The sequence below is a fragment of the Paenibacillus cookii genome, assembly GCF_018333375.1.
Lineage (GTDB): Bacteria > Bacillota > Bacilli > Paenibacillales > Paenibacillaceae > Paenibacillus_AQ > Paenibacillus_AQ cookii.
Genome location: NZ_BORW01000011.1, coordinates 154591 through 175931, shown reverse-complemented (window position 1 = coordinate 175931; position 21341 = coordinate 154591). Strand labels below are relative to the sequence as shown.

Below are 21341 nucleotides of genomic sequence, written 5' to 3'. Positions count from 1 at the left end.
GCTTTCGCCCATTGCGGAAGATTCCCTACTGCTGCCTCCCGTAGGAGTCTGGGCCGTGTCTCAGTCCCAGTGTGGCCGTTCACCCTCTCAGGTCGGCTACGCATCGTCGCCTTGGTGAGCCGTTACCTCACCAACTAGCTAATGCGCCGCAGGCCCATCCGTAAGTGACAGATTGCTCCGTCTTTCATCACCGCTCCATGCGAAGCGATAAATCATCCGGTATTAGCTACCGTTTCCGGTAGTTATCCCGATCTTACGGGCAGGTTGCCTACGTGTTACTCACCCGTCCGCCGCTAAGTCTCAGGAGAGCAAGCTCTCCATCAACTCCGCTCGACTTGCATGTATTAGGCACGCCGCCAGCGTTCGTCCTGAGCCAGGATCAAACTCTCCAAGAAAGATGAATCATTCGTCGGCTTTGCAGCGACGGGTGATTCATCGAAAGGTCGAACTTCGTTCGACCGACGATTGAAAATGGGTCAAGCTCGGCTGAGTCGATCATTTTCAATCCGCATCTTCGAAAGAGCTCTTAGCTCATTTTGAATCTGACGAGAAATAATGAATTTTTCGATTGAGCAAAGCACAATCGAAAAATTCATTATATTAATTCTCATTTGTGCTCCACAAACCATCCAGCCATAGGCTTGGACCGGTTCGCTTCGCGTTTCGGTTTCGTTGCCGAAACCTCATATCTCACTCGTTGTTCAGTTTTCAAAGATCAAACTTCACTCGCCATCGTCGATTTTCTTATCGGCAACAACTTTTATATTATAACATGTCCGACTGTTTTATGCAAGCTCTTTTTAAAATCTTTTTTTGAAGCACTGCTTGCTTCGAATTCATCAATGTTGTTCATCCCATTTCGTGGTCGCAACATCATGTTTTCTTGGCCGGAATTAGAATATACCATGTACAGAAACATAATGCAACCTTTTTTTAAAAAAAACTAAATGATTCATTTTACTTTTCATTCTCCAAAACCGTGCTGTAACCGACATCACCCCGGTACGTCCAAAGCCAGACGCAATGAGCCAGGTAAAATTTTTAAGCAGCTGCCCGATCGAAAAGAAACCCAAAGGACATTCGATAACGGCAAGATGAGCAAAACAAACAAAAGGGCCGCTCTCCACTCGAAGGAAAGCAACCCTTTTTCTACTATATAATATTTATTCTGTTCCCAGGAACACGAAACGGAAAATAACGATGACCGCAAGCACCCACATCAGCCAATGGATTTTCACTTTGCGCTTCATCGCGATGTTCGCGAAGATCGCCAAAATGACGTAGGACAAAATCCCGGCCGAAATACCGTTCGCAATCCCGCCGGTGAACGGCATCAAAATGATCGTCAAAAACGCAGGGAAAGCTTCAAAGAAATCATCCCACTCGATGTTGCGGACTTGGCTCATCATAAGCACGCCTACGACGATCAGCGCCGGTGCCGTTGCCGCCGAAGGAACCACCAGGGCAAGCGGAGCGATAAACAGGGACAAAATGAACAGCACGCCCGTCGTGACCGCCGTCAGGCCTGTCCGTCCGCCTGCTTCGACGCCGGCGGTGCTTTCGACGAAAGCCGTCACCGTGCTCGTACCCAAAACCGCGCCTGCGCTGACGCCGACGGCGTCGACCAGCATGGCTTTCCCGATCGTTTTTTCGCCTTTTTCCTTGTTTTTCATCAAACCGGCGCGAGTCGCTGTACCGACCAATGTTCCGAACGTATCAAACAATTCGACAAACGTGAAAATAAATACGATATCAAACAAACCGATGTGAAGAGCGCCCTTGAGGTCCAATTGGCCGACGGCCAGATTCGTAAAGGAAGGAATCCAATTGGCATGCGCCAGGCCGCTCAGGTCCGTCACGCCCATCGGAATGCCGATCAACGTCGTTACGACGATCCCGATGAGCAAGGCGCCTTTCACGCGCAGCACCATCAGGACGGCGATAAACAACAGACCGATCAAAGCTAGAAGAGCATCTTTATGCGTAAAGAAGTCGCTAAGCATCAAGTTGAAGTTCGCGCCGCCGACCGGCTTGCTGGCATCCGTGCCCGCATTGACCGAAATGGAAATCAGGTTGCTCAGCTTAAAGCCGACGATCGCGATAAACAAACCGATGCCGACCGTAATCGCGTTTTTCAGGTTTTGCGGAACGGCCGTCATCAGCATCTGCCGAACCTTCGTCACGGTCAAAATGAGAAATACGATACCCGAGATAAATACGGCGCCCAGTGCCGCCTGCCAAGTGATCGCGCCGTTCGAGCTGAGCACCACCGTCATAAAATAAGCGTTAAGCCCCATGCCCGGCGCCAAAGCGATCGGAATGTTGACGAACAATCCCATCAGGATCGTTACCAAGCCCGCTCCCACAGCCGTCGCAAAAAATACTCCCTCATTCGGGATGCCGGCTCCGCCTTCGCCCAAAAACAGCCCGTTGACGAACAGGATGTATGCCATGGCCATAAAGGTCGTCAGACCGGCAATGATTTCTGTCCTTACATTGGTTCCGTGTTCCTTTAACTTAAAGAAACGCTCCATTTTTACAGAATCCCCCTTAGAAAATGTGTCAGGACGACAAAAAAAGGCCCGCAGACCGTTACAGATCCGCAGGCATTATGCAAAAGGAAGAGATCGCTACCCGTGCACGTCCTGACAAACAGCCTTACGAATAAGGTGTGCCAAGCGCATGCAGGTTATCCGCATCCCTTCTTTTTCGTAGCCAGATCATTACGGTGATCTCGTAGAGACTCCCGGGCCGATTCCCGGGATTATACGAAAAAAATGATGATGTATTGTCGTTTCTTACATCATTTATTCTAGGGAGACGCGCGAAAATTGTCAATATAAAAAACGAATATTAAATCGCCAAATAATGTCCATTGTTCGGAATTAACATTTTTATCTAAATTCTATTCGATTTCGACGATCAATTCGATCTCTACCGGCGTATTAAAAGGCAGCTCATTCGCGGAAATCGCGGAACGCGCGTGTTTGCCCTTTTCACCGAAAATTTCGACCAGAAGCTCGGAAGCCCCGTTAATGACGTACGGCTGTTCGACGAATCCGTCCGCGGAATTGACGAAGGCCAGCATTTTTACCACCTGTTTGATCCGGTCCAAATCGCCCAAATGCTCTTTCAGCACGGAAATCAGGTTGATCATCACCTGGCGCGCCGCATCATACCCCTGCTCCACCGTCAGGTCGCTGCCCACTTTCCCCGTATATTTCAGCTTCCCGTTGACGCGGCAGTCGTTGCCGGAGGTATACACGAGGTTGCCGACGGTTTTGGCCGGAACGTATTCCGCTACCGGAGTCGGAACCTTTTCTAAGACGATCCCTTTTTCTTCGAGAATTTTTTCGATTTTTGCCATGATGGTCATCTCCCTTTTAAATTTAGCTTGCGCTTTGATACGAACCTATTTGCATTTACCGTTCCAATTCATGCCGGCAGCAATGCTGGACGGGGATAAAAATGCCCGGCCGTTCATGCGTATGATGCCGATGCTCCATCGTTTTGCGGCCGTTGACGAGCACCGCGGAAATCCCCTCGGGATGCCGGATGGGGTCCTGGTAAGTCGCCGTGTCGGAAATGCGGTTCGGGTCAAAAATGACGATGTCCGCGGCATACCCCGGAACGAGGAGCCCGCGTTTGCCAAGCTTGAACCGCTGGGCCGGGAACGATGTTACTTTGCGTACCGCCTGCTCAAGCGTAAGTATTTTGTTCTTTCGGACGTACTCCGCGAACAGCCTCGGAAATGTGCCGTAGGAACGGGGGTGCGGTTTGCCGGTGACGCAGCCTAAGCTGTCCGACGCCACCAGAGAATAATCGTAACGGATAACTTCCCGCACGTCTTCCTCCGACATATGGAAATACACGATCGATACCTGTCCGTTTTCCCTCCGGAGCAGCTCCAGCGCCGCATCTTCCGGATCCATGCCCCACAGCTCGCCGATCTCTTGCATATGCTTCCCTTCGAGCAGCCTGCCTGCCGCGGAAGGCACGGAGGACACGAACACGCTTTGCCAGCCGGTCGAGCATACGAGGTTGTCCCAAGTCGTCTGTTCTTCCCGGAGCTCCTGCTTGATTTGGGCCCGGATGGCCGGATCGGCGATCCGCTCCAGCGTCGCTTCGATTCCGCCTTCGAGGACCCATGGGGGGAGCACCGTCGTCAGCGTCGTCGAGCCCGCGGAATACGGGTACACGTCGCAAGTGACGTCCATCCCGCGGCTTCTGGCTTCGTCGATCAGCTCCATCGCGGCCCCGGTTTGGCCCCAATTGATCCGGCCCGCCGCCTTCAAATGGCTGACATGGAGCGAAACGCCGCTTTGCTCCGCGATCCAGATCACTTCGCGCACGGATGCCAGCAGGTTGTTGCCTTCGCCGCGAATATGGGTGGAGAACAAGCCGCCGTACGCGGCAACGACCTTGCACAGCTCAGCCAGCTCTTCTTTTGGCGTATAACTTCCCGGAGCGTATAACAGACCGATGGACAAGCCGATCGCACCGGCCTTCAAGCCGTTTTCCAGCAGCCGTTTCATCCGGTCGAGCTCATCCTTGGTGGCCGGGCGGTTTTCGAACCCCATGACGGAGATGCGAAGCGCGCCGTGCGCCACGTAAGTGGAGACGTTTTCGGACGCGGGAGACTTCGCCAAATGCTGCATGTATTCCTCGATGCTTTCCCAAGGCCAGGGCCAATCCGTGCGTCCGATGACGGGCTCGATATAGCTTTTTAGCTCGGCAGCCCGGTTTTTCACGTAGGGGGCAGGCGCCAGGCCGCAGTTGCCGACGACTTCCGTCGTGACGCCCTGCTGCATCTTGAACTCGCTGTTCGGCTGGTCCAACACGAGCAGATCGGAGTGGCAATGCCCGTCGATAAAACCGGGAGCAACCACCTGCCCGCGCGCGTCGATCCGCTCCAAAGCTTCGGCTTCGGTTCTGCCGACATGCGTGATTTTCCCGTCCTTGATGCCCAGTTGTCCAAAATACCACGGATTTCCGCTGCCGTCCACAATCCTTCCGTTTTCGATGACGATATCAAGCATCTTCTTCTCCCTCCCGCTGCGCTAGGCCAGTTTCCCTCTTGCCAAGACCGGGATGGCCCGAATGCTGCCGTCTTTCGACGCAAAAACCTCGTTATGCAAATTGACCGTCGAACAAATATGGTTAGGGACGATTTCGAGAATGTCGCCGACATGCAGGCCGTGCGGGCCTTGCGTCCGGATCATGCCGTGCTCTTCATTCATTTTTTCGAACACGGCATCCGGATGGCCGACGATTTCGCCAAAACCCTTCAGATGCAGCGGCGGTTGCCCGGGCTGCACGTCGGTCGCAAAGGTTTTGCTGCCGCCGTCGACGACCAGCCGATCTTCCGCGGGAACGCTTACAACCGTAACCAGCACTTTGGCCGCCCAATCTTCTTTCGAGCAGGCTCCCATCACGGCGAGCATCCGGTCATAAAAAATATAGGTGCCGGGCCGCACTTCCGTGATGCCCTCCACGGCTGCCGCATAAGGGGCGGTTGGCGTGGAGCCGACGCTGACGTCCCGGATGGCGATGCCCGCGGCGCGCAGCCTCTCCGCCGTTTCGACCATGATGCGACCCTCTTCCTGTCCTGCAGCTTCGAGGTCCAGCGTCCCTGCTCCTTCGAACACCGCACCTTTAAACGTAAAAATACCGCTCAAATCGAGCCCCGGCAGCTCCGCAATCCGTTTGGCCAGCTCTACGGCCTCATCCGGACGCACCCCCGTGCGCGCCAGCCCCGTGTCGATTTCAAGCCGGACCGACAAGGTGATTCCCGCCCGTACAGCCTCTTGGGAGAGATTCCGTGCGCCTTCGATGCTTTCGACGCCGGCGATCATGCGGATTTTTTCCGCCAAAGCAATGATCCGCTTGATTTTGGACGGGGATACGATCGGGTAGGCGATAAAAATATCGTCAATGCCGTGTGCCGCCATCATCTCCGCTTCCCCCACTTTGGCCGCCGTGATGCCGGATGCCCCCTCAGCAAGCTGTCTGAGCGCAAACTCGGGAACTTTGTGGGTTTTGATATGCGGGCGAAGCTGTACCCCGTTCCGCGCGGCGATGTCGGCCATGCGGCCGATATTGCGCTGCATAACCTGTTCGTCGATCAGGATGCAGGGCGTCTCCAGCAGCTCTTTCGTTACCATGCCTTAATCCTCTCCCCTCTCGCGTACGCCTGTATTTTGCAATTCCTAACATAAGCCCATTATATAGGATAAACAATAGGAGGAAAGGAAGGAAATGATAAAATTCAACGAAATCGGTTGGCGGAATCGCCGAATGACCCGACGAAAAGGGATGAAATCTTCGCGAGGCGGAGACATTACTTTTTATACATCGAAAGGCAGGTGCGAAAGAACATGACAACATCGAAATCCGAACCCGAATACAGCGACTTTTCCAACGTCGAGTCCCAGCGCAACGACCTGACGGCCGAGGAGTTTCCGGAGGGCCCTTACGGCTCGGGCCTGGAAGCCGAATCGATCGGCAAAAGCGCCCCTTGGGGAAAAGGCCAAAACGGCCCGCGCCCGTACGGTTACGAAAACCTGCAGCTCCATGAAGGTTCGGGCCGGGACTATCCGGCCGAAGATTTGATGACGGACGAACAAAACGAGCGCGAAAACGGCGAATAACCGGCGGCATGCCCAAGTGACGCTCCCTTAAGGTAGACAGGACATGCATAAGTCCAGCTGCTTTGAGGGAGATTTGTCATGTACAGCCTTGCGCGGCAGAAAAACCAAAAAGAAAAAGCCATTCGCCGTTAACGATGAATGACTTTTCGAACCGATTATTCAATGAACAAATAAATAAGCGTGACGAGGAGCGAAACCCCGAAAATGCTTCCCGCCACAAGGGTATGACGTTTCCGCTGCATGACGACGATGGCGATGTATTCGCGAATCATGGCATTCGGCCAGTAATAGAACGCTGTCTTCGAACCGATTCCCTGGCTCTTCAAACCTACCTTTTTCGCGTACAAGCTGGCTCTGAACAGGTGGAAATTGTTCGTCGCAAAAATGCTGTTATATTCGCGTCCCTTTAACGACTCCATGATCCGTTTCGAAAAAAGCATATTCTGGTATGTATTTACGGATTCCGTTTCCGTTATCGTGTGCTCCAAGGGAATGCCGCGCTCGAGTGCAAATTTTTGCATCGCTTCCGCCTCTGAAATATTCTCATCCGAGCCTTTTCCGCCTGAAAAAATGATCGTCGGCGGAAAAGCCGCCGCCGCTTGCTTTCGGTAAAAATCAATGGCTTTTTGAATTCTGCTGGCCAAAAGCGGCGGTACCTTGTCGTTAATCAATCCACTGCCAAGAACGATAATAAAATCCTGATTATATTTAGGCCTGTTAAATTGATACAGCAAATATGCGGTCAAAAAATTGGTGAGGTGCAAAAAGAAATACACCACAATGAGGGTCACTCCGGCGTATAAAGGTTTAAAGTGAACGGATAGAAAACGCTCCGGGTTAATGATTTGGATCAACGACAACACGAGAAGGGCGATCCCTAAGATCAGCGTCAGGCAGTTGGAGAATTTCCGGCCTTCTTTTTTCAGCAAAATTTTCGCATTTAGGAAAAGACCGATACTTAAAGCCAATAACCCGAACGAAGAGATAATAAATACAAAAACGAGCGCAGCGAAGGCAAAGATCCCAAAAATCAAGAGATTCGACTGATACCCTAAATAACCGCAAAAAAGAAGAAACGAACAAAAAAACACGTTAAACAAAAAACCGTTTAACATTCGTCTCGGATCCGTCAAATAAAAGGCCAGGAACACCATAAACAACGCAAGAGAAGTCAGTCCAAGGGCTGCAAGCATGTTAATCAAACCTCAATTTTTATGTATTTTTTCAAAATGACAAATATATCTTAACCCTTTCAAAGCGGAAAAAAACGCCTGAACCTGAACGATAAAAAAACTCCCTTTTATTTGCCGAAAACAGCAGATAAAAGAGAGTTGTTGTTTCAGATGATCGCCCGCAGGTAAAAAACAGCTGTACCGTCCATGCCGTCCCCTCTCACTTCCAAGGGGGGCAAGCATGGACGGACATTCACCCGGCTTACTCCCATTCGATCGTTGCAGGCGGCTTGGAGGTAATGTCGTACACGACGCGGTTGACGTTCTCCACCTCGTTCACGATGCGCACCGAGATCTTCTCGAGCACGTCCCAAGGAATGCGCGCCCAGTCCGCGGTCATGCCGTCGATGGACGTTACGGCGCGGATGCCGACGGTGTAGGAGTACGTACGCGCATCGCCCATGACCCCAACGCTCTTCATGTTCGGCAAGGCCGTAAAGTACTGCCAGATTTCGCGGTCCAGACCGGCTTTGGCGATTTCTTCGCGCAAAATGTAGTCGGAATCGCGCACGATCGTCAGCTTCTCTTCCGTTACTTCGCCGAGCACGCGGATCGCAAGTCCAGGACCCGGGAACGGCTGGCGCCATACGATGGCTTCCGGCAGGCCGCATTCCAAACCGACCTTGCGCACTTCGTCTTTAAACAGAGTTTTCAGCGGTTCGATCAGCTTGAATTTCATGTCTTCAGGCAAGCCGCCGACGTTGTGGTGCGATTTGATCGTTTGCGCCGTCGCCGTGCCGCTTTCGACGATATCCGTATACAGCGTGCCTTGGGCAAGGAAATCGAAGTCGTCGAACTTGGCGGATTCTTCGTCAAAGACGTAAATGAATTCGTTGCCGATGATTTTCCGTTTTTTCTCCGGATCTTCCACGCCGGCCAATTTGCCGAGGAAACGGTCGCGGGCGTCGATTTTGACGACCTTCATGTCGAATTTGCCGACAAAGGTTTCCATGACGCTTTCGGCTTCGCCCTTACGCAGCAAACCGTGGTCGATGAACATGCATGTCAGCTGGTCGCCGATCGCTTTGTGGACGAGCATGGCCACGACGGAAGAATCTACCCCGCCGCTGAGCGCGCAAAGCACTTTGCGGTCTCCGACCTGTTCGCGGATGTCGCGCACCGCGTCATCAATGAAGGTTTCCATGCTCCAGTTGCCCTCGCAATGGCACACTTCGTACAGGAAGTTGCGGATCATTTCGTTGCCGTTCACCGAGTGGCGCACTTCCGGATGGAACTGAACCGCGTAAAGCTGCTTGTCCAGGTTGCTCATGGCCGCAATCGGCGCCGATTCCGTGCCAGCATCCAGCTTGAAGCCTTCAGGCAGCTCGACGACATGGTCCCCGTGGCTCATCCATACGGTTTGTTTGGCATCCAGACCTTTGATCAAAGTCGTGCCCGGGTTGAATTCCAGATCCGCTTTGCCGTATTCGCGTTTGGCCGCGCGTTCCACTTTACCGTTCAGCTGATGGGCCATCAGCTGCATGCCGTAGCAAATGCCGAAGATCGGCACGCCCAGGTCATAAATCGCCGGATCCACATGGGGTGCGTCTTCAGCATATACGCTCATCGGTCCGCCGGAAAATACGATCCCTTTCGGAGAAAGCTCGCGGATTTTGTCGATCGGCGTATTGTATGGCAGCAGTTCGCTGTATACTCCCAAATCGCGAATGCGTCGTGCAATAAGTTGATTGTATTGTCCACCGAAGTCCAAGACGACGATGATTTCATTTGGTTTGTTCATGAACGTGCCTCCCTCAATTGTTGAAATTAATTATACGCAACGATAATTCATACCGTCAAGGAATCCGGGGCGGCAAAGCTTATGCCACTTTTTTGGAGATCCAAAGGCAGCGGCGCAAAAAGTCGGTGCATCTGCCCCGTTCCATCGGACCTTCGTCATAAGCTATCATTTCCCAATCGGCGGCAAAATCGTACAGCATTTTGCGTATTTCATCTTGTTCAACAGGGAGGGACCGGATATACTCCCGAACCGTGCAGCCTGCGGGGGCGGCGCCGAAGCGTCGCGCCAGGGCCCGCCAGACCGGGCGCGCGCTTTGGATGAGCTCGTCTCTTCCCGGAAACCGCCGTCGTGTCGCGTAGAGGCGAAGCCATAAAGGCAAAAGCCCCAGCCATGGCAGCGCCCGGACAACCGCCAGGGCAAGCGCTCCCGCCAAAGCGGCTCCGACGGCGAACCATGCCGCGTGACGGAGCATGAAAGCCAGCGTCGAACGCAAACCGTCAACGGCCGTGCCTGCCAACGCTTTCAGAACATGCCCGCCTGCCGCGGCCGGACGGAACGCCGATGCCGTTTCCGACGCGCCGCCGGTCAACGCAATGCCTGGCGTAGGATCGAACGGAATCCAGCCGGACTCCGGAAAATAAACCTCCACCCAGGAATGCGCATCGCCTTCGCTGACCAGATACGTACCCTCTTGGCCGACTTCTTGTTTTCCCGGCGCAAATCCTTTCACGTACCGCGCCGGGATGCCCTCGCTGCGCAAAAGCACGGCCATGGCGGTCGAAAAATGATTGCAATATCCGGCGCGGGTCTCGAAAAGGAAGTCATCGACGAAATCCGTGCCGGCCGGGGGAACCCTCGTGTCCAGCGTATACTTTTCGTGCTCCTTCAAGTAATTCAGGACTGCTTGAACCCGGTCGTAACGGCTGCCGGCCCCGGCCGTCATTTCCTTCGCCAGATCCCTCACCCGCTGCGGCAGCTCCTCGGGAAGCTGCAAATACCGTTCGCGTACGGCGAGCGGATCCGGGCCCGACTCCCGCTTCAGCCGCTCGGGGTTTTTGTCCGGTATGGCGACTTTCACGGTATAACCTTCAATTTGCGTCTGCCCTCCGCCGAGCACGACTTTGACCGTGCCGGCGCCAACGTTTCTTTCGATGGCGGCAGGCAGCGCCGAACCTCCCGGGGACAGCCGCATGTCCACGATTTCGGCGACCCTGCCCCCGCCAAACAGCGGAAAGCTTTGCCGCAGCGGTTGCTCGAACGAGACATGCTGGGTGATTGTCGCCAGCCCCGCCGAAGCGTCTCCCCCTTGCTCCGCGATCACGCCGGGGGCATACCCCGTTTTGACGTCAGCGTCGGGTTCCGACCATTTCCTTCCATTATATTCGCTGAAGGTTTCGCCGCGCCAATAGGTCGGGACCGGGGTTTGGGCCGTGAAATAGATCCGGCTGCTTTGCTGAAGCGGAAGGCCCATGTCCTCCTCTTCGCCGGATAAATTATAGCCCGTCATCGCTGCCGCTTCTTTGGCCCCATATTCGGATTGAACCCAATTCGCCAGACGGTTCGCGGCTTGCTGGAGCGAAAAACCCGCAGCCGGTTTCGGCTCCGCCAGGCTCCCCAGCATCCAGCTGCCGGCAACGACCGTCAGCACGACCGCGGCAAGGGAGCCCCCCCATCTGCCGTACTCCGGTTTCGCCATGCGGCGGCTGCCAGGAAGCGAGCGTTCCCTTAAACGCGAGAAATGAACCATGCCCTGCAGCAGAAGCACCAAGGCGCTGGTCCGAATCACGTCTCCGTACACGGACAGGCCGAGCAGCGTTTCAAGGCAGAACAAATACAGCAGCGTGGCTCCCGCGAACAGGAGGATGCTGCTTCGGAGCAGGGCCAGGGACTGGACCGAATAGACCAGCAGCGCCCAGCCGACCATGAGCACGAGCATGCGCGCATCTTGGCTTAATGCCGAAAATCTGCCGGTGGCGGCAAGCTGTTCGGCATCTTGGCGCAGCACGGAAAGCATGGAAGCCAGGCCGGCTTTCTCCCCGCTTTTCGCGATGACATCCGCCCAAAAAAGAAGCGTGCAAAGTCCGTACAAAGGCGCCAAAAGGGGCAGCCGCGGACAAAAGGCCCCGAGCAGCAAAAGCATGGCCGTAAAGCCGTACATGACGCCGAACCATTCCCGGCTGACGGACAGCACATCCAGCGGTTGCAGCGGAACGATCCATTCCATGAACAACCCCATCAAGAGAGCGGAGATGCCGAGCCGGAACCATAACGGATCTTTGCCGGTTTCCATTTACACCGCCCCCTCTCCGGCGCGAAACGGACCGGTCAAGCCGACCTTCGTCACGCCTTCGGGATGAACGGCATAGATCCCGGCACCCATCCGGGAAAGGCGTACGGCCGCCGCAAAAGCCGAACCTGCTCGCTTCTCGCGTTTCCCGTCGGCCTCCCCCATCCCGGCATTCAGGGCCGTGCAATACAAATGAACCTGGATGCCCCTTGCCAGCAGCCGGGCTGCCGCCTCGGACGTCGGCTCGCTGAGCGTCCCGGTGATGAGCAGGACTCGCGTCCCTGGGGCCGCATGCCTGATTTCCGTTTCCAGCAAGGAGCCCAGGGCCGGGCCCTCGGCCAGTTCAACCGAAGACAGGGCGGCAAGCATTCGCGAATAACCGCCGCTGCCTGACATCCGATCCTCCGCCGGTGCGGCGGCAAACGCCGCGAGCGGGTCCGATGCGCCGCAGACCAGCTTGCCTTTGGCTCCGGAGCGTCTCATCTCGCTTACGATTCCTGCCGCTGCCGATACCGCCTGCTCAAAATCCCGCTTTGCCCGTTTCACCCGCTCCTCGTCCGTTCCTTCCCACGCAACATATCCGGCGTAGGAACGGTCCAGGACAACGAGGCAATGCGGATCGCGTTCGTCTTCCGGCAAAAAGGTGTTCAGGCTGCCGCGTTTGGCATAACTTTTCCAATGGATCCGGTTCATGGGATCCGTCGGCAAGTAGGGCCGAACCTCAGGGCCTTTGACTCCCTGCCTCCGTTCCATCGTTTGGGCCGGCTGCGCCGCCCCATAAGCAACGGCGGCCGGGGATTCCGACAAGCCGGCGACGGGCAGCGGCTTGGGCAGCACCAGAAGGTTTCCCTCCGATTTTTGCACCCGCTCCCCTTTAAACCAGCCGAAAAGCCCGCCCCATTCCAGCCGGCAGGCATCGAAGGAATATACGCCGCGCGGCAGGCTGCGCAGCTCGCAGCGGTATGCCAGGCGGCGCCGGAATCCCGGGAACAGGATCTGCCGGCTGCTGCCGCCGGTGTAATAGTCTTCGACGGCAAGCCAAGGCACGGGGAGAAACGATCGGAACCCGATCTCCACCTCCATGACGGCGGTTTCGCCCGAAGTCACGACGGGGGCGGACATCCGGCGCTGGACCGTGACGTTCCTCGGCCCGAGCCATTGCAGCAGGATGCCGGACGACACGATCCATCCCGCGAGCAGCATCAAATACAGCGCCGAGGCGCCCCCATGCCTAACATACAAGGCGCATAACGCGCCGAACACGCAAATCCCGGCCGACCACTCTGCAATCCGCCTTTTCATGGCTTTGCTCCTTTGCGGGCGGCGACCGGCATCGTCAGGCCGGATAACAGCTCCCGCACGACGTCCTCGCTTTGCGTCCCGGAGAGCACGGCCTCATGGCTGAGCACCAGCCTGTGGGCAAGCACCGGCACCGCCACATGCTTCACGTCGTCGGGGATGACGTAGGAACGGCCGGACATGTAGGCGGCAGCCTGCGAAGCCTGCATCCATGCAAGCGTCCCGCGCGGGCTGATGCCGAGCTGAAGCTTCGCATGCCGTCTCGAAGCGTCCGCGGTCTGGACCAGCATCAGCTTAATCGCGTCGTCCACGAAGACGCTTTTGGCCTCCCGCTGCATGTTGACCATCTCTTCGGCCAGCATCACCGGTTTGATCCGGTCCAGCGGGTCGTTCCCGGCCATTCGCGTCAGCAGCTCGATCTCCTGGTCCGGATCCGGGTATCCGAGCTGAATCCGCATAAGGAAACGGTCAAGCTGCGCTTCGGGAAGACGGTAGGTTCCTTCGAACTCCAGCGGATTTTGGGTCGCGAGCAGCAAAAACGGACGAGGCAAGAGATGCGTATGGCCGTCCACCGTTACTTTTCGTTCCTCCATCGCTTCAAGCAGCGCCGACTGCGTCCGGGGCGAAGCCCGGTTCAACTCGTCGGCCAGCACCAGATTGTTCATGAGGGGACCCGGACGGTATTCGAATTCGCCGCTTTGCTGGCGGAATACCGACGTTCCCGTGATGTCCGCCGGCATGAGGTCGTACGTAAATTGGATTCGCCCGAAGCTCGCGCCGAGACAGGCGGCCAGCGAGCGGACCAGCATCGTTTTGCCGACGCCGGGAATGTCCTCAAGCAACAGATGCCCGCCGCAGAGCATCGACATCAGCGTCAGCCGGATTTGTTCCTCTTTGCCGACAATGACCGTGCCGACGCGGTGAATGACCCTTTCAAGCAGCTCGGGAGCAAAATCCCGATGAGGTAAGGAAGAAGTGGACAATGTCAAAACCTCCGATTCATTGTGGAGTGGCCGTCTATAAACGGAATCTATGAATATAGCTTTTCCACAAACGAAAGGAAGTAGACATGATCGCCCGGGTTGTTTTTCTTGAGCAGCCTCTCGAGAAACGGTCAGGACACCTTGACCCGCCGCTCCTCCCGGTTTTCGGAAGCCTCCGCGCGGGCATATCCGGCATTGGCGAACAAGTCCCGCAGCGGAATCCAAACCGCATCGTTGATCATGCTGACGGACGTCGTGACCGAAGAGACGTTTTTCCCGGCTTTGGTCACCGTCAGCTGTCCGGTCCGGACCTGGATGTTCAGCACGGTATCCGAATCCGCCGACAAGGTCACTTTGGCGGTCTGCGTTTTCGGATCCCAAACGGCGTTCCCGCCCACCCTTTCGGCTACGGCACGGACCGGAACCAGATAATGCCCGTCCTTATACAGGTATTCTCCGGGATTCAGCGTCGTTTCCATCGGTCCGACTTCGAGGCGCAGCGGTTTGCCGTTCGCGAACAAGGCGCCGTTGCCGGCGACATGCGACTGCACCCACGACTCGCTTGGCGCGGCGCGCTTCAGCTTTTTCGCCTTTTCGTTCACTTTGAACTGCACGGGTTCCTCGTCCGGCGACAGGACGTCAAAACGATACCCTTGCTTTTTGTAATGCGCAATGATTTCAGGCAAAGCCTTCACGCTTTCCTCATGGCCGCTGCCGTCATGCAGCAGGAGTACGACGCGGTCCGAGTTCGCCGGGGCCTTGGCCCCTTTTACGATTTCCGCCGCGGGCACTCCCCGCCGCTTCGAATCGCCGCTGTCCACGTTCCAGTCGGTCACGACGTATCCGCCCAGCTTCATCAGGCGAAAATAGGTATCGTCGAAATGGCCGGCCGTACCGCCCGGGGCCCTGACCAATTGCGGCCGAACGCCGGTGACGGCATAAACTTCTTCTTCGGTCCGTTTGATCTGGTTCCAGAAGGCGGGAAATCCGCTATAAAGTTCGGTATAATGATGATCATAGGAATGATTGCCTATCGCGTGCCCTTCTTCGTGGATGCGCTGCAGCAGCTCGGGATACCGTTTCACCTGCTCGCCCAGAACGAAAAACGTGGCGCGGATATTATTTTTTTTCAAAATATCGAGAACTTTGCCGGTTAAAGCGCTGGGTCCGTCGTCAAACGTAAGGAAGACTGTTTTTCCGGCTGAAGTTGGATTTTTGGATTTCGGGGATGCGGATGTTGTTGCGTACATCGGCGGAATTTGCTGCAGAACCCGTTCCTGCACCGAAGCTTCCGCGGTTTGAGGCTGCCGAACCAGTTCCTGTCTGCTGATGAACGGTAGGATCATGAGGAGCAGCAAAGCAATCAATAATCGTTTTACCATCGGGAAAACCTCCACTATTTCTATGAATTCTGCTTTCTGGTAGATTATATGGTGGGAGGTTCGAAAATAGACTTTACGGATCAGTCTTTTGGCAAGAACATCTTGGATCTGGTTTGGAGTGAGAATGTTGGAACTGCTGAAGTGGATACAGCTATTGTTTGGAGATTACGGTTATATCGTTTTGTTTTTGGGACTGGTTCTGGAGTTTATTGCGCTCCCGTTTCCGGGTGAGACGACCATGGCTTATGCGGGGTATTTATCCTACGCGGGGAATCTGAATTTCGGCTGGCTGATCGTGCTTGCTTTCCTCGGGACGACCATCGGCATGACCATCACGTATTTTATCGGCCTCAAGGCAGGTCTTCCCTTCATTCACCGGTACGGCAAATGGGTGCTGCTTTCCGAAAGCAAACTCGATCACGTGCAAAAATGGTTCAACAAGTACGGGCAAGGCCTCATTTTCATCGGGTATTTCATCCCCGGCGTGCGCCATTTTACCGGGTATTTTGCGGGAATCATCTCCGTTCCCTTCCGGAAGTTCGCTTTGTATGCATACAGCGGGGCGCTGTTCTGGGTGGTGCTCTTCATCAGCATCGGCAAGGTGTTCGGTCCTCAGTGGAACATGGCCTTCCATATGGTGGAGAAATATTCGGTTTGGATCGTCGGCGCCATCCTGCTGCTCGCGATCGTCCTGCTGGCCGTTCGTTACCGGAAACCTCTCTCGGCGCTGATGCACAAGCTTTTCCGCAAAAATAAAGCAAAGACCGTGTCGAAGACGCGTTGATCGAATGGCAACGTTTGAAAAACGTGCAAGGTCCATTGAAATAAAACAAAAGGGTATCCCTCCAGGTTGTTCAAACCTGTCGGGACGCCCTTTTTTTTGCGTGCGATCCATTAACCTTTCGCGTTCACGGCTTTGCCGACGTTCGGCATCTCCGCCTTTTCCGATTTCATGTTTTCGTCCTGCGGTTTGGTCTTTTTGATGAAAAACGCCAACACCAGCGAGACGGCGCTCAGCCAAGTGGCGATCACGAACGCGTCGTTGATGCCGTGCACCATGGATTGGGCCGACAGAGCCGCCATTTGCGCTTTGTCGGTCGCTTTGGCGGCGCCTGCTTTCAGGCCTTCGGTCACGTAATGTTTCGTTTGCGAAGTCATGACCGTCACCAGAATCGCCGTACCGATCGAACCGGAAATCGTCCGCAGCGTATTGGACATCGCCGTACCGTGCGCGTTCAAGCTGCGCGGCAGTTGGTTGAGGCCCGCCGTCTGGATCGGCATCATCATCAGCGACATGCCGAACATGCGGATCGTGTAAATCGTGATCAAATGCGCATAAGTCGTTTCAACGCTCAAGCGGCTGAACTCATAAGTCATGTAAGTCGTGATGGCCAGGCCGATGACCGAAAGCCATCTCGCGCCGATTTTATCGAAGATCGCCCCCGTAATCGGCGACATGATCCCCATCAAAATCGCCCCCGGCAGCATCATGAGGCCGGACTCCAGCGGCGTAAAGCCGCGGATATTCTGCAGGAACAACGGCATCAGGATCATGCCGGCATACATCGCCATCGTGACGATCACGTTGATGAGCGTCGTCAGCGTAAACATGTTGTATTTAAAAATGCGGAATTCGAGCATCGGGTTTTTGGACTTAAGCTGCATCCACACGAACGCGATCAAAGCCACGGTGCCGACCGCCAGCGACCAGACGACCTCCCGGCTTCCCCAGCCGTCCGTACCCGCGTCGCTGAAGCCGTACAATAGGCCGCCGAAGCCGATCGTGGACAAAATGACCGAGACGGCGTCGAATTTCGGCTTGGTGACTTTCGTGACGTTTTTCAAGAAGAAAATTCCGATCAACGTCGCGATAATGGCAAACGGAAGAATGATGTAGAACAGGACGCGCCAGCTGTAATGCTCCACAAGGTAACCGGAAAGCGTCGGTCCGATCGCCGGAGCGAGAATCATTGCGATCCCCATCATCCCCATCGCGGATCCGCGTTTTTCAATCGGGAAAATGTTCAGGAACACGACGGTCATCAGCGGCATCAAAATGCCGGCTCCCCCGGCCTGGATCAACCGTCCGACCATCAATACGCCGAATGACGGAGCCAAGGCGCATATGAGCGTGCCGATCGAAAACAGGGACATCGCCGAAATGAACAACTGGCGTGTCGTAAAACGGGCGATCAAAAAGGCGGTGACCGGGATCAACACGCCGTTGACAAGCATATAGCCGGTGGTCAGCCATTGTCCCGTCGCGGCTTGGGTAATCCCGAGGTCGGCCATGATTTTGGGCAGGGCCACGTTCATGAGCGTCTGGTTCAAAAACGCCACGAAAGCGCCGATGAGCAGGGCGGCGATAATCGGCCCTTTTTTTATGTGCTCGATGGACTGAGCTTCGCTGCTATTCATAATAGATTTCTCTCTCTCCCTTTTTCGGATAATATGTCGATAATCTGCTTGTGCGTCCTTAACATGTGACGCCGGTCCTCTTCCTTGATATGTAAAAGAGGTTCAAGATAGTCTTGGCAAATGGCCTCGGTGCGTTTCCGCAGTTCATCCCCTTCCTTCGTGTTTCTCAGCGTAATCGATCTCCGGTCCGTCTCGGAGCGTTTGCGTTCCACCATCCCCGCCTTGACGAGCCGGTTCACGACGCCGCTGGTCGTACTGTTGCCTATTAGAATGAAATCCGCGAGCTCGGTGAGTCCGATGTCCGGATGGTCACGGAGCGTTCGCAGCACTAGATATTGAATCCAGGTGGTCCCAAGCGATTCCGCTCTCTTCCAGAACAGCTGGTAAAAGCTTAAATGCACTTGGCGAAAAGAATACAGCAATTCAACGATTTGTTCCTGTTCCTGGGATTCCAAAACTTGCCCCCCTGTTTCACAACCTAATATTTCGCATACGAATTAGTTTAATGCCTACCTGTTTCCATGTCAATAAAAATATACGAACAAATTTACATATGTTTTTACAATTTTATTTCATAAATTATCTGAAAACAACTATTTCGGATTAGACATGTCCCCTTAGCACGAACAAGATCCCCGGAAAAGCAAAAAAGCCGGTCTCCGCCGCCGCTTAAGCAGCGGGTACGGAAACCGGCTTTTGAAGGATCACAAATACGATAAAGAAAATTGGCATTATTCCGCGGCCAAAGCGCCCATTTCGTTTCCTTTGGATGCGGAAGTTTCTTGTACCGCCTCGGCGGCAGCGCCCTTTTTATCCTGATGATGCGCCATGATGACCTTTGCTCCGCAAAGGAACAGGAACATGATCAAATAGGTAACGATGTATTGCAGCGCCGTGCCGAGCCCGGCTTCCATATGGCCGCCGTAATAAAACAAGGCGCGGAACCCGTCCACCATGTACCGCGTCGGCAAAAACGAGCTGAGCGCGCGGTGAAACTCGGGCAGCGTCGTGACGGGAAAAGCGCCGCCGCTCCCGAAGATCCCCATAATGTTGACCGGGAACATCGCAAGCATCCCCCATTTGCCGAGGAACAGGCTGAGCATTTTGAATAAGAAAAACATCGTGAGGGAACTTAACAGCAGGAACAGATAAATGCGCCAAACGGCCGTCGTATGCGCGCTGTCGAAAACGCCGAACACGAAGCTCATGATCACCGAAGTCACGAGCACCGACGTAATGACTCCAAGCAATATTTCGGTCAGCAATTGTTTGGCATGGCTTAGGCGATGACCTTTGCGTCTCATGTTTTCGGCGATTTTTTCCACATATCCGTGGATCATGTTGACCCCGAGCAGTCCGCTGATCGACGAGATCATGACGACCACGAAAGGCGTCATCCCTTTGTTGATGTTCCCCGTCAAGCCCAAGGCATTGGTTGTCTTCGCCTGTACCGGGTTATCCAGCAGCGTTGCCGCTTGCGGCGATACCTCCAGGCCGAGCTTCGTCATGCCCGCCTTGATTTGCTGGCTGACGCCGGCGTTCACGGTCGAGGCGACCGTTTGAAGCGCGGTGGTAGCGACCGAGGAGGCGAGCTGTCCGCCCGCTTCGTTTACCAATATCTCCATCCGTGCAGGTTTGCCGCCGGTTTTTCCGGTCATCAGCGATTTCTGCACGCCGGACAGCGAAGCGGAATAGTCGGCCGGGATGACAAGCGCCCCGTATGCCTTGTTGTTTTTGATTTGTTCGACGGCTCTTTCCCTGCCGGACTCGATCGTCCATTTAAAGGAATGTCCGTCCTGCGTTTGGATCAGATTGTCCATGATCTTTTGGCCCATGTTCACCGAGGCGGCGCCTTGATCCTCATTCACCACGATCAGCGGAAAATCCGTCAATCTTTGCGACTGCCCGCCGAATACGGGCAAATATATGCTTAGCATGCAAAGCATGAGAAAGGCCGTGCACCACACCGGGAACCAGGCGATTTTAACCTTCAGTAACCTTTTCAAAATAACACTTCCCTTAAGTTATGATTCATATTTTTTGCATATCGCTTGATTCCGAGTCCAATTTACGGTTCATGATCCGCATCATCACGTACAGAACCTCGAGGTCATCCTGGCTGAGCTTTTTGAAAAAGTCAGCGGCAAAAGAATGCTCGAACGGGAAAGAGGAGATTTCATGCCCTTCGTCCGTCAAGCTGATGAAATGGCTTCGCAGGTCGCTGGGATTTTCCGTCCGGGCCACAAGCCCCTTTTTCTCCAGCGAATCGACCAAATACGTAATGGACGCCGCCTTCAGCTTCAAATGGCTCGCCAGATGGCTCGACAGGCATGCGCCGCCCCGTTCGATGATATTCAATATAAAAAACTGGTTCAGGGACAATTCGTGCTTGCGCAGATGATCCATCAAGGCACGAATGCGCTGGCCAGTCATTTTTCGGGACAGCTCGCTGTATACATCAAATAACATATCTACCGTAATTTCAGGCTGCTTATCCATGTAATTCTCCTCTTTCCTTACCGGATAATCACCATTATACTTCGAATATTCTAAATTGTAAATGGATAATGATGTGTTTACATTTGTTTTCACTGAAATTTCACCATGGTTTGCTTAGAATATTCTAACTTATATTCTTAGGAACTCACTGCGGAAACAGCCGGAGCAGGCTGAGCGAAACGCCAAAAATCCCGGCGTCCGCCATGAGGCTGCACAGCGCCGGGATCTTTGGGTCACAGTTTACGATAAAGCGGACAGGACGTCCTCGGTATGGCCCTTGACCTTCACCTTGCGCCATTCCTTCAGCAGCTTGCCGTCTTCATCGATGAGGAAGGTCGAGCGGACGATGCCCATATATTCGCGGCCGTACATCTTTTTCAGCTGCCAGACGCCGTACATCTCGCTCACCCGGTGATCCTCGTCCGACAGCAGCAGAAACGGCAGGCCGTATTTCTCCGTAAACTTGCCGTGGGATTTGATCGGGTCGGGACTGATGCCAAGCACCACCGCCCCCTTCTCTTCCAGCAACGGGTGCGCGTCCCGGAAGCTGCAAGCCTCCTTGGTGCAGGCTTCCGTCATGTCTTTTGGATAAAAATACAAAACGACCTTTCGTCCGCGGAAACTGCTCAGCGTAACGTCCGCGCCGCTGGATGCCGGGAGGGTAAAATCCGGAACCTCTTGTCCGATCGCCAGTTCTGTCATATTCTTCGTGCTCCTTTCGGCAGGCAATCCATGCCAACATCGGGTGCCATCAAATGCAATATCCCAAGGTAAAATTGATTGTATTGTCAAAAAAAATTATAATAAATGAATCCTTATCCTACAAATTGTCGAATGATACAGCAAAAGC

Annotated in this window: 17 protein-coding genes, 1 rRNA gene and 1 riboswitch; of the genes, 2 read left to right on the top strand and 16 right to left on the bottom strand. The window is 54.5% G+C overall.

Annotated elements, in window-relative coordinates; translation table 11 throughout:
- The 5 genes from KI367_RS12955 to KI367_RS12935 form a co-directional block, all read right to left on the bottom strand.
- A 16S ribosomal RNA gene (locus KI367_RS12955) occupies positions 1–395 on the bottom strand; the annotation flags it as partial.
- Positions 396–1163: 768 nt separating this feature from the next.
- Positions 1164–2534: an NCS2 family permease gene (locus KI367_RS12950; RefSeq protein ID WP_212950114.1), complete on the bottom strand. Its 1371-nt coding sequence runs from the start codon at positions 2532–2534 to the stop codon at positions 1164–1166.
- 158 nt (positions 2535–2692) lie between these two features.
- Positions 2693–2792, bottom strand: a riboswitch (purine riboswitch).
- Positions 2793–2905: 113 nt separating this feature from the next.
- Positions 2906–3367: a RidA family protein gene (locus tag KI367_RS12945; protein WP_036707512.1), complete on the bottom strand. Its 462-nt coding sequence runs from the start codon at positions 3365–3367 to the stop codon at positions 2906–2908.
- Between the two features lie 55 nt (positions 3368–3422).
- The gene (locus KI367_RS12940; RefSeq protein WP_212950113.1) at positions 3423–5039 is read right to left on the bottom strand and encodes an N-acyl-D-amino-acid deacylase family protein; all 1617 of its coding nucleotides are present in this window, start codon (positions 5037–5039) and stop codon (positions 3423–3425) included.
- Positions 5040–5060: 21 nt separating this feature from the next.
- Positions 5061–6164, bottom strand: coding sequence for an alanine racemase (locus KI367_RS12935; protein WP_212950111.1), 1104 nt, complete (start codon positions 6162–6164; stop codon positions 5061–5063).
- A gap of 213 nt (positions 6165–6377) precedes the next feature.
- On the opposite strand from KI367_RS12935, the gene KI367_RS12930 reads away from it, so the two are divergent.
- Positions 6378–6650, top strand: coding sequence for a hypothetical protein (locus KI367_RS12930; protein WP_212950109.1), 273 nt, complete (start codon positions 6378–6380; stop codon positions 6648–6650).
- A gap of 155 nt (positions 6651–6805) precedes the next feature.
- Here KI367_RS12930 and KI367_RS12925 read toward each other — a convergent pair whose 3' ends face one another.
- The 6 genes from KI367_RS12925 to KI367_RS12900 form a co-directional block, all read right to left on the bottom strand.
- A complete protein-coding gene (locus tag KI367_RS12925; RefSeq protein ID WP_212950107.1) occupies positions 6806–7843 on the bottom strand; it encodes a YdcF family protein in 1038 nt (345 codons plus the stop codon).
- Positions 7844–8084: 241 nt separating this feature from the next.
- Positions 8085–9623, bottom strand: coding sequence for a glutamine-hydrolyzing GMP synthase (gene guaA, locus KI367_RS12920; protein WP_212950105.1), 1539 nt, complete (start codon positions 9621–9623; stop codon positions 8085–8087).
- Between the two features lie 79 nt (positions 9624–9702).
- The gene (locus KI367_RS12915; protein ID WP_212950103.1) at positions 9703–11913 is read right to left on the bottom strand and encodes a transglutaminase TgpA family protein; all 2211 of its coding nucleotides are present in this window, start codon (positions 11911–11913) and stop codon (positions 9703–9705) included.
- The gene (locus KI367_RS12910) at positions 11914–13212 is read right to left on the bottom strand and encodes a DUF58 domain-containing protein (protein ID WP_212950101.1); all 1299 of its coding nucleotides are present in this window, start codon (positions 13210–13212) and stop codon (positions 11914–11916) included.
- Entirely contained in the window at positions 13209–14192 is a 984-nt protein-coding gene (locus KI367_RS12905; protein WP_212950099.1) for an AAA family ATPase, read from the bottom strand. The genes KI367_RS12910 and KI367_RS12905 overlap by 4 nt, the downstream gene beginning before the upstream one ends.
- A gap of 131 nt (positions 14193–14323) precedes the next feature.
- Positions 14324–15574 carry a polysaccharide deacetylase family protein gene (locus tag KI367_RS12900; protein WP_212950097.1) on the bottom strand — a complete coding sequence of 417 codons (1251 nt, stop codon included), beginning with the start codon at positions 15572–15574 and terminating at the stop codon, positions 14324–14326.
- 127 nt (positions 15575–15701) lie between these two features.
- Here KI367_RS12900 and KI367_RS12895 point away from each other — a divergent pair, with 127 nt between their 5' ends.
- A complete protein-coding gene (locus tag KI367_RS12895) occupies positions 15702–16358 on the top strand; it encodes a DedA family protein (protein ID WP_212950095.1) in 657 nt (218 codons plus the stop codon).
- Between the two features lie 110 nt (positions 16359–16468).
- Here KI367_RS12895 and KI367_RS12890 read toward each other — a convergent pair whose 3' ends face one another.
- From KI367_RS12890 to bcp, 5 genes are all read right to left on the bottom strand, one after another.
- Entirely contained in the window at positions 16469–17992 is a 1524-nt protein-coding gene (locus tag KI367_RS12890) for a DHA2 family efflux MFS transporter permease subunit (RefSeq protein WP_212950093.1), read from the bottom strand.
- Entirely contained in the window at positions 17989–18447 is a 459-nt protein-coding gene (locus KI367_RS12885; RefSeq protein WP_212950091.1) for a MarR family winged helix-turn-helix transcriptional regulator, read from the bottom strand. Before KI367_RS12885 ends, KI367_RS12890 begins: the two co-directional genes overlap by 4 nt.
- Positions 18448–18723: 276 nt before the next feature.
- Complete coding sequence (locus tag KI367_RS12880; RefSeq protein ID WP_212950090.1) at positions 18724–19998, bottom strand: YhgE/Pip domain-containing protein; 1275 nt, start codon at positions 19996–19998, stop codon at positions 18724–18726.
- A gap of 25 nt (positions 19999–20023) precedes the next feature.
- Positions 20024–20491, bottom strand: coding sequence for a MarR family winged helix-turn-helix transcriptional regulator (locus tag KI367_RS12875; RefSeq protein ID WP_052146821.1), 468 nt, complete (start codon positions 20489–20491; stop codon positions 20024–20026).
- A 240-nt stretch (positions 20492–20731) separates the two neighbouring features.
- Entirely contained in the window at positions 20732–21193 is a 462-nt protein-coding gene (gene bcp / locus KI367_RS12870) for a thioredoxin-dependent thiol peroxidase (RefSeq protein ID WP_212950088.1), read from the bottom strand.
- Positions 21194–21341 lie beyond the last annotated feature (148 nt).

Excerpts from the sequence above, each read along its gene's own strand:
- KI367_RS12910 (WP_212950101.1), bottom strand. The coding sequence starts at position 13,212 with ATGAAAAGGCGGATTGCAGAGTGGTCGGCCGGGATTTGCGTGTTCGGC.
- KI367_RS12945 (WP_036707512.1), bottom strand. The coding sequence starts at position 3,367 with ATGGCAAAAATCGAAAAAATTCTCGAAGAAAAAGGGATCGTCTTAGAA.
- KI367_RS12900 (WP_212950097.1), bottom strand. The coding sequence starts at position 15,574 with ATGGTAAAACGATTATTGATTGCTTTGCTGCTCCTCATGATCCTACCG.
- KI367_RS12940 (WP_212950113.1), bottom strand. The coding sequence starts at position 5,039 with ATGCTTGATATCGTCATCGAAAACGGAAGGATTGTGGACGGCAGCGGA.
- KI367_RS12925 (WP_212950107.1), bottom strand. The coding sequence starts at position 7,843 with ATGCTTGCAGCCCTTGGACTGACTTCTCTTGCGTTGTTTATGGTGTTC.
- guaA (WP_212950105.1), bottom strand. The coding sequence starts at position 9,623 with ATGAACAAACCAAATGAAATCATCGTCGTCTTGGACTTCGGTGGACAA.
- KI367_RS12935 (WP_212950111.1), bottom strand. The coding sequence starts at position 6,164 with ATGGTAACGAAAGAGCTGCTGGAGACGCCCTGCATCCTGATCGACGAA.
- KI367_RS12915 (WP_212950103.1), bottom strand. The coding sequence starts at position 11,913 with ATGGAAACCGGCAAAGATCCGTTATGGTTCCGGCTCGGCATCTCCGCT.
- bcp (WP_212950088.1), bottom strand. The coding sequence starts at position 21,193 with ATGACAGAACTGGCGATCGGACAAGAGGTTCCGGATTTTACCCTCCCG.
- KI367_RS12875 (WP_052146821.1), bottom strand. The coding sequence starts at position 20,491 with ATGGATAAGCAGCCTGAAATTACGGTAGATATGTTATTTGATGTATAC.
- KI367_RS12950 (WP_212950114.1), bottom strand. The coding sequence starts at position 2,534 with ATGGAGCGTTTCTTTAAGTTAAAGGAACACGGAACCAATGTAAGGACA.
- KI367_RS12930 (WP_212950109.1), top strand. The coding sequence starts at position 6,378 with ATGACAACATCGAAATCCGAACCCGAATACAGCGACTTTTCCAACGTC.
- KI367_RS12890 (WP_212950093.1), bottom strand. The coding sequence starts at position 17,992 with ATGAATAGCAGCGAAGCTCAGTCCATCGAGCACATAAAAAAAGGGCCG.